Here is a 3,519-nt window from a genome sequence, read left to right as displayed (position 1 = left end):
CTTATAGCATTATTTGGTCGTCGGCGGGTCGGTAAAACATTCTTGATCCGGAGACATCTAGAGGCATCTATTGTTTTTGAATTTGTCGGTAGTAGGAATGTGAAGCTTGGCGAACAACTGGAGAATTTTAAAAAGGCTCTTGGTAAGGCAGCAGGTAATGAAAAAATTTACCAGACGCCAAAAAATTGGACTGATGCTCTCGATTTACTTAGTCATTATCTCACACCTAAACTTGCTATAGGTAGGGCTGTTGTTTTTTTGGACGAGTTCCCGTGGCTTAATACGCATAAGTCGCGGTTCTTATCTGCGTTTGATCATTGGTGGAATAGTTGGGGGAGCAAACAAAATAATCTCATTGTGATCATATGCGGTTCTGCTGCATCATGGATGATTCAGAATGTTGTCAATAACAAAGGCGGGCTTCATAACAGGATAACAAGGAAGATACGATTACTTCCATTTAACCTGGGAGATACGGAATCGTTCCTAAACTCGCGGGACGTTTATATGGACCGCTATCAAATCTTGCAGATTTACATGGTGATGGGAGGTATTCCGCATTACCTGAAAGAAGTAAAGAAAGGGGAAAGCTCAACACAAGCCATCGATAGAATTTGCTTTACAAAGGATGGGTTATTGGCCGGTGAATTCAAAAACCTATACCACTCATTATTTGATGATGCCACACGCCACCTTGCTGTTGTTCGAGCGCTGGCAGCGAATCAATCCGGATTGACACGGTCTGAGATTATCGATAAAGCTGAGTTTACTTCAGGGGGAACCATAACCGGACTGTTGGAGGAGCTGATTGAGTCCGGTTTTGTGACGGCATGGCAACCTTATGATAAAAAATCGAAGGATACTATTTTCAAGCTCGCAGACGAATTCACGCACTTTTACTTGAAATTTATCGAGAAGAACCGATCCTCTGGCCAGGGAGTCTGGCAAAGCTTCTCATCAGGTCAGTCCTGGAAAAGTTGGAGCGGTGTTGCTTTCGAAAGGATTTGCCTAAAACATATTCCTCAAATTAAAAAGGAACTTGGTATTGCCAGTATATATACAGAAGAATCTGCCTGGCGCTTTCTGTCTAAACAAGAAAAAGGCGCGCAAGTCGATCTTTTGCTGGACCGCAAAGATTTTGTGATTAATCTCTGTGAGATGAAATATTCAGAATCAGAATTTCTTATAGATAAAGATTATGCGGAGGATCTTGAAAACAAGAAAGAAGTTTTTGCGCGCCAGACGAAAACAAAGAAATCGGTTTACGTGACGTTTATTACAACTTTTGGAATTAAGGAAAACGAGTACGCCAAGAGGTTGGTGCAAAATTCCATTACAAAGGACGCTCTGTTTATTTGACTGGATTTTAATAATATAGACAAACAAGAGGTTTCGAATTTACTGTTCTCCCGACGCTGTGGGGATTCATCAGTAAGGCCGTAAAACGAAAAAAAAACCTTAGTATTTGCTGAGGCTTTTTGAGATGGGCTAAGTCCACCTTGATCCTCTCCTGTAAGCTATTTGATACTTAATCTTGATGATTTTATTTTCGAAGGCTCGTACAATGAATTTTGCTTACCGTTCTTTCTCAATAGTTGTATTGCATGGATTTTTTCATGAACAAGATTACCCATAATAGCATGAATTTCTGATGGATGAAGAGATGACGAAATATTACTCGCTACAGTATTTTTCGAACTGAACTTACTCGCTGTTAAATCTTTTTTAGTAAGCACATAATCGATATTTATATCATTGCTATTATCGACCTCTATTTTTTTTACAATGCCGAGCTCTTCACATTCGCGGCCCCAATAGTCCCTTTCGACAACAATGTAGTCGCCAATGGCAATTCCCAAATCAGCGATCTTATTTTTGTGTTCTTGAGCCTGTCGAAGGTGTTCATTTTCCCGACGTTCCAAAAAAATTATTAAAAGAGAAATTTCCTGATTGCTGAGCCCTGTTATCTTATCTAAAAAGATTCCGCTTTTCAGTTTGTCTAATAATACAGTAGCATCAATGTGAATTTCGCTGATTGTTGATCCGTAGTGATACATTTTGAAAGGAATCTCTTCATTTACTACAAGTCGGCGAATATCTTCTGAAGAGCAGACGCTTTTATTTATTTCCGTGTCGGCTATGAGGTTGGTAAATAAAGTTCCAGAGAATTTATCATGTGCTTCTATTAGCAGATGATGATAGTTACAATCGAAGGCGAAAGAGCGCCCCACGATAGCCTCATATTTTTTTTCAAGACTCTTGTCGTGTTTAGGCGTGTCTCGAAATTTCCATAATACATGTCGAGTATAAATAAACAGAGAACAATCCTCTAAGGGCTCAATGCTTAGTTTGCAAGACTCTGGTAATATATCTTTGAGGAATCCTCCAAAAACTTGTGCTGCAAATTCGTAATGTATTATGAAAGATTCGATAATGCTAAAATCTATCCAATACTCGTTCTGCGGTTTATAGATAAACGATACGAATTTGATGCCTGTGTCGTTGCTATGATTATAGAAAAAAGCGTTAGCTATTTCTATTTCGTCTGGCTCTAGGGATTTGGGATCAGTAAAAGAAATGTCGATGGAAAGTCGACAAGAGTGATTAGAGAAAGCTTCTGCCAATTCGTATGTTACTTCTACGTTGCTGAGTCTGTGTTTAAGTAGAAGTATTCCTTTCAGATATCTGTTGAGATAATTGGGAAATTCATTGTTAATGAAGTGGGAAAGCATAACATGTGAAGTGTTTTAGTTAACTAATAAAATTATTATATGCGCCTCCAGAATAGCCAACTCATCTGAGTAACCTGTTTCAGAATAAGGACCGCGATCAAATTACTTACTAATATAGTGTAATAAGAAGGCATGTTCAATGGAGTAAGTCTTATTATCTTGCTCTTACTTTCATATCGATATCCTGTGAGTATTGGACAAGCATTATCCAAATCGGCTGATCGTTTCACGAGATTAAATTTTTAGGAAAACATATAATTCCATTAGACCTTTTAGTTGAATCCCATTTATTAAAGAGTATGAAATACCCTCGTGGTATAAGGGCTAGTGGGTAGAAACCCTCAAGTTGATTTGGCTGGAAGGGAACTTGAATATTTGCCGTACAAAGAGCAAGGGTATTTAGAGTTTTAAGTCAATGAGGGTGAGATGATTCGAACATCCGACCCTCCCGACTCTGTCGGGATGCGCTAACCTTCAGTAGGAGTTATGAAAACAAAAAAGCCCCAGCATATCGCTGAGGCTTAAGTCCGGGTGAGATGATTCGAACATCCGGCCCTCCCGACTCTGTCGGGATGCACTACCCTTCAGTAGGAGTTATAAAAACAAAAAAGCCCCAGCATATTGCTGAGACTTTAAGTCGGGATGAGATGATTCGAACATCCGACCCTCCCGACTCTGTCGGGAGGCACTACCCTTCAGTAGGAGTTATAAAAATCGAGTAGGAAGTAAGGGATTATTTCCCTTACTGTCCTCTCACACCACCGTACGTGCCGTTCGGCATACGGCG

Annotated in this window: 2 protein-coding genes; one reads left to right on the top strand and one right to left on the bottom strand. The window is 39.8% G+C overall.

The window, feature by feature from the left end:
• On the top strand, positions 1-1,359 hold a 1,359-nt coding region (locus tag KK062_RS29685), incomplete at its 5' end, for an AAA family ATPase (RefSeq protein WP_254088020.1).
• 158 nt (positions 1,360-1,517) lie between these two features.
• Here the strand turns inward: KK062_RS29685 and KK062_RS29680 are convergent.
• Entirely contained in the window at positions 1,518-2,732 is a 1,215-nt protein-coding gene (locus tag KK062_RS29680; RefSeq protein WP_254088019.1) for a hypothetical protein, read from the bottom strand.
• Between the last annotated feature and the right edge of the window lie 787 nt (positions 2,733-3,519).

The sequence above is a fragment of the Dawidia cretensis genome (assembly GCF_018598175.1).
Taxonomy (GTDB): domain Bacteria; phylum Bacteroidota; class Bacteroidia; order Cytophagales; family Cyclobacteriaceae; genus Ohtaekwangia; species Ohtaekwangia cretensis.
Note: the sequence above shows the minus strand (reverse complement) of the source record. Positions and strands in the feature narration are given on the sequence as shown.

Bases quoted from the DNA above. Each gene is read 5' to 3' on its own strand.
- KK062_RS29680 (WP_254088019.1), bottom strand. From the start codon at position 2,732: ATGCTTTCCCACTTCATTAACAATGAATTTCCCAATTATCTCAACAGA.